The 3,756-nt window shown below is 74.3% G+C and carries 3 protein-coding genes; 2 read left to right on the top strand and 1 reads right to left on the bottom strand.

Going from position 1 to position 3,756, the window contains the following annotated elements; all coding sequences use genetic code 11:
* Nucleotides 1-186: 186 nt before the first annotated feature.
* A complete protein-coding gene (locus tag ACFCV8_RS35700; protein ID WP_376689717.1) occupies nucleotides 187-1,485 on the top strand; it encodes a DUF6986 family protein in 1,299 nt (432 codons plus the stop codon).
* Between the two features lie 27 nt (nucleotides 1,486-1,512).
* Here the strand turns inward: ACFCV8_RS35700 and ACFCV8_RS35695 are convergent, their stop codons facing one another.
* The gene (locus tag ACFCV8_RS35695; RefSeq protein WP_376689716.1) at nucleotides 1,513-2,541 is read right to left on the bottom strand and encodes a LacI family DNA-binding transcriptional regulator; all 1,029 of its coding nucleotides are present in this window, start codon (nucleotides 2,539-2,541) and stop codon (nucleotides 1,513-1,515) included.
* Between the two features lie 188 nt (nucleotides 2,542-2,729).
* Here ACFCV8_RS35695 and ACFCV8_RS35690 point away from each other — a divergent pair, with 188 nt between their 5' ends.
* Nucleotides 2,730-3,716 (top strand): ROK family protein, encoded by a 987-nt coding sequence (locus ACFCV8_RS35690; protein ID WP_376689718.1) that lies wholly within the window; start codon nucleotides 2,730-2,732, stop codon nucleotides 3,714-3,716.
* The last annotated feature ends 40 nt before the right edge of the window (nucleotides 3,717-3,756 follow it).

The following is a 3,756-nucleotide window of genomic DNA, read 5'->3' as shown; positions in this document are numbered from 1 at the left end:
GATCAACACCCGCAAGGGCTGACACATCCCCGGGCAGGAACGGACGCGGGGCCGCGCGGTACACACACCGCACGGCCCCGCACCCGTTCCCGCCACCATTGACGCAGGTCCGGCCGCCTTATAACTTCACTATACGGATTGTTGATTCCGGGAAGCGGAAACAGTGTGACTGTGAAGGGTGTGGAAATGGGTCAGCAGGAGAAGGTGGCAACGAGCCTCGCCGGTGCGGTCAGCGAGGAGATCAGTGCTTCCCTCACCGCGGTCGACGCCGAACTCGCGCGCCGCTACCCGGGCGACCCGGGCACCCGCCAGCCGGTCCACACGGTCTACGTCCCCGGCGACGCGTTCACCGCCGACACCATCCGGTCCTGGGGCGACCAGGCCCTGAAGGCCCTGGACGAACACGCCCCCGACGCCGCCTCCTTCGCCGCCGTCCTCGGCATCCCCGACGAGCTGGCCGCGCCCGTCCACGACCGGGTGCGGGCCAAGCTGGAGCGCGAACCGGTCGAGGATCTGCGCATCGACTTCGAGGACGGCTACGGCCCGCGCCCCGACGCCGAGGAGGACGCGGCAGCGGCCCGTGCCGCCCGACTGGTCGCGCAGGCGTACGCGAACGGCACGGCGGCGCCGTACATGGGCATCCGGATGAAGTGCATGGAGGCCGCCGTACGCGACCGGTCCATCCGGACCACGGACGTCTTCCTCACCGGCCTGATGGAGGCCGGCGGCCTGCCCGACGGACTGGTCCTCACGCTGCCCAAGGTGACCTACCCCGAGCAGGTCACCGCCTTCGTCCGGCTCCTCGAAGCCTTCGAGCAGGCCCACGGGCTGCCCGCCGGACGGCTCGGCTTCGAGATCCAGATCGAGACCAGCCAGTCCATCCTCGCCGCCGACGGAACCGCCGCTGTCGCCCGCATGATCGACGCGGCGCGCGGGCGGGCCACCGGCCTGCACTACGGCACCTTCGACTACAGCGCCTGCGTCGGCGTCAGCGCCGCCTACCAGGCCAGCGACCACCCGGCCGCCGACCACGCCAAGGCCGTCATGCAGGTCGCCGCCGCGGGCACCGGCGTACGGGTCTCCGACGGCTCCACCAACGTCCTGCCGGTCGGCTCCACCGAGCGGGTGCACGAGGCCTGGCGGCTCCACTACGGCCTCACCCGCCGCGCCCTGGCCCGCGCCTACTACCAGGGCTGGGACATGCACCCGGCCCATCTGCCGACCCGGTACGCGGCCGTGTACACCTTCTACCGCGAGGGCCTGGAGCAGGCAGCCGCCCGGCTCGCCGCGTACGTGGCCAAGGCGGGCGGCGACGTCATGGACGAACCCGCCACCGCCAAGGCGCTCAGCGGCTACCTCCTGCGCGGCATCGACTGCGGCGCCCTGGACACGGACGAGGTCGCCCGGCTGACCGGACTGACCCGCGCCGGCCTGGAAGGCTTCGCCGCACCCCGCCGGGCCGACCTCACGATCACCGCGCCGTAACCGCCCGGTTCACCAGGGCCGCGCGGCTCAGGAGGGCGGGAGCTCGCCCGAGCCGCGCGGAACGAGCCGGGTGGGCAGCACCACGCGGGCCGGGGCGTGCCCGGCCCCGTCGAGGCGGCGGAACAGGTGCTCGGCGGCGGTGCGGCCGGCCGCCGCGGCGTCCTGGGACACGACGGTGATGCCGAGCAGGTCGGCCAGCTCGATGTCGTCGAAGCCGACCAGGGCGACCGGGCGCTCCTGCTCGGCGAGGACCCGCACCACCGTCACCGTCACCCGGTTGTTGCCCGCGAAGATCGCCGTGACCGGCTCGGGGCCGGCCAGCATCCGTTCGGCCGCGGCCCGGACCCGCCCGGGCTCGGTCGAGCCGAGCGACACCCAGGCGTCCGCGACCCGCGTACCCGCGTCCGCCATCGCGGCGTGGTAGCCGCGCAGCCGCTCGGTGGCGGTGTGGATGCGCGGCTGGTCGCCGATGAAGCCGATCCGGCGGTGACCGTGCGCGATCAGATGCTCGACACCCTCTCGGGCACCCCCGAAGCTGTCGGAGAGGACCGTGTCGGCCTCGACGCGTCCCGCCGGGCGGTCCACGAAGACGGTGGCGACGCCCGCCCTGATCTCCGGTTCGAGATAGCGGTGGTCGTTGCCGGCCGGGATCACGATGAGCCCGTCCACCCGGCGCGCGCACAGGGCGAGTACGAGTTCCTGCTCACGCTCCGGGTCCTCGGCGCTCGACCCGTTGATGAGCAGCGCGCCATGGGCCCGCGCGACCTCCTCCACCGCACGGCTCAGCGGCCCGTAGAACGGATCGGCCAGGTCCTCCAGGACCAGGCCGATCGAGGCGGTGCGGCCCTTGCGGAGCACACGTGCGCTGTCGTTGCGCCGGAAGCCGAGGGCCTCGATGGCCTCCTGGACCCGGCGCTCGGTGTCGGGAGTGACTCCGGGCTCGCCGTTGACCACACGGGAGACCGTCTTGAGGCCGACTCCGGCGCGGGCGGCGACGTCCTTCATGGTCGGCCGGTTGCCGTAACGGGGCTCGGAGTGACGGGCGGTCTCGGCCACGATGCGCTTGTCCTGTCCTCTGGTGCGGGCCGGCCGGACTGCCGCACGGGGGTGGCGGTGCCACGGAGCCGGCCGGGTCGTGTGCGGTCGAGCATAGGCCCTGGACAACGTTGTCAGCTGAATGGAGACTTGGGCAGACTGTTTCCCGAAGCCGCAGGTCCCCGCCCCCTACCCACGGAGTCGTGCCGATGCAATCCGACCTGGTCGCCGCGCTGGACATCGGCGGCACCAAGACCGCCGGAGCACTGGTGGGCGGCGACGGTGCTCTGCTCGTCCGGGCGCAGCGGCCGACGCCCGCCCGGGAGGATGCCGAGACGGTGCTGGGGGCGGTGGCGGAGGTGCTGGCCGAGCTGTCCCGCTCGCCGCTGTGGGGGAGGGCGGCGGCGGTCGGAATCGGCAGCGCGGGGCCGGTGGATGCCGCGGCCGGCACGGTCAGCCCGGTCAATGTCCCCGGCTGGCGTGACTTCCCGCTGGTGGAGCGGGTGGCCGGAGTGGTCGGCGGGATGCCCGTGGAACTGGTCGGCGACGGGGTCGCCATGACGGCTGCCGAGCACTGGCTGGGCGCCGCACGGGGCTACGACAACGCGCTCTGCATGGTCGTGTCGACGGGCGTCGGCGGCGGGCTCGTGCTGGGCGGCAGGCTCCACCCCGGCCCCACGGGCAACGCCGGACACATCGGCCATGTGAGTGTGGATCTGGACGGCGACGCGTGCCCGTGCGGCTCGCGCGGCTGTGTCGAACGCATCGCCAGCGGCCCGAACATCGCCCGCCGGGCGCTGGCGGACGGCTGGCGGCCCGGACCGGGCGGCGACACCTCGGCGGCCGCCGTGGCCGCTGCCGCGCGGGCGGGGGACGGGACGGCCCTGGCGTCCTTCGAGCGCGCCGCCCAGGCACTGGCCGCCGGGATCGCCGCCACCGCGGCTCTCGTCGAGATCGACATCGCGGTGATCGGCGGGGGAGTGGCCGGTGCGGGCGACGTCCTCTTCGTGCCGCTGCGCCGGGCCCTGCGCGATTACGCCACGCTCTCCTTCGTCCGTCGGATCGAGGTGGCCCCGGCGGTGATGGGTGCGGACGCGGGCCTGGTGGGCGCGGCAGCGGCGGCGGCACGGGCGGGATCGGGCGGCGCCCCGGCAGCCGGCGGCCGGCCGAGGGCGGCGGGCACGGGCGTGCGGTGAGCGATGCCGCCGGGCGGGCTTCGGGCGCGTGGTGCGCGGG

It is taken from the genome of Streptomyces sp. NPDC056347 (assembly GCF_042262625.1).
Taxonomy (GTDB): Bacteria; Actinomycetota; Actinomycetes; order Streptomycetales; family Streptomycetaceae; genus Streptomyces.
The sequence above is the reverse complement of the archived record's forward strand: the minus strand, read 5'-3'. Positions and strand labels throughout refer to the sequence as shown.

Excerpts from the sequence above, each read along its gene's own strand:
- ACFCV8_RS35690 (WP_376689718.1), top strand. The coding sequence starts at position 2,730 with ATGCAATCCGACCTGGTCGCCGCGCTGGACATCGGCGGCACCAAGACC.
- ACFCV8_RS35700 (WP_376689717.1), top strand. The coding sequence starts at position 187 with ATGGGTCAGCAGGAGAAGGTGGCAACGAGCCTCGCCGGTGCGGTCAGC.